Source organism: Nonlabens ulvanivorans, from assembly GCF_000732625.1.
Lineage (GTDB): Bacteria > Bacteroidota > Bacteroidia > Flavobacteriales > Flavobacteriaceae > Nonlabens > Nonlabens ulvanivorans.
Genome location: NZ_JPJI01000012.1, coordinates 57,090 through 57,916 on the forward strand (window position 1 = coordinate 57,090; position 827 = coordinate 57,916).

The window sequence follows — 827 nt, forward strand, 5'->3', positions numbered from 1 at the left end:
GCAAACGTAGTGATCAATACCATTGAATCATCTTATAAAGGTGGAGTACGCATATTTGAATTTGTCAATCGTGGTCTTAATGGTCTTGAGACTTTTAAGACTATAATACCTCATTTTAAAAAGTATGATGATCTAGTGATAGGAGTAGGGACGATTTATGACTCAAAAACAGCGGCTCAATTTGTTGAAGCAGGCGCAGAATTTATAGTCTCACCAGGTTTAGTTTCTGAACTTGGAGCCTATTGTGTACAAAACCATATCGCTTATATACCTGGAATAGCTACCATAACCGAGGCTACTACCGCAATGCATTTGGGTTGTGAGATGATTAAAATATTTCCAGCAAATGTTATAGGTTCCGCTTTCGCGAAAGCGGTTAAATCAGTCCTACCACAACTAGCCATTATGCCTACTGGAGGAATCAACCCTACAGAAGATGGTTTAAAAGAATGGTTCAAGGCAGGAGTAAACTGCGTAGGAATGGGAAGTCAATTATTTGATAAACTTAAAATCAATAATGGAGATTTTGAAGGATTAGAACAAGATATTAAAATAGCTGTTCAGACTGCGTCAGTGCTATAAAATTAAATCTTTTAATTGCTTAATAAGTACTAGTTGACTTTAAAATAATAGGTTTTTAAATTAAGCAGCCGTATTTCTTGGAAATATCTGAGATATCACTTTAATTTGGTTTTTCAGATTGGTAAACCAATTAGTATAAGCACAATTTTATGATAGAGCATGGTCTCAAATTAGTTACAACTGATGATACTGAAAACATCGTTACTCAAGAGAATGATGTGGTTAGTGAAATACGTGCGCTGATT

1 protein-coding gene is annotated in these 827 nt (G+C 34.9%); it reads left to right on the forward strand.

The window, feature by feature from the left end; genetic code table 11:
- The coding region (locus IL45_RS01575) for a beta/alpha barrel domain-containing protein (RefSeq protein WP_081866514.1) at window positions 1-582 on the forward strand (582 nt) is incomplete at its 5' end.
- Between the last annotated feature and the right edge of the window lie 245 nt (window positions 583-827).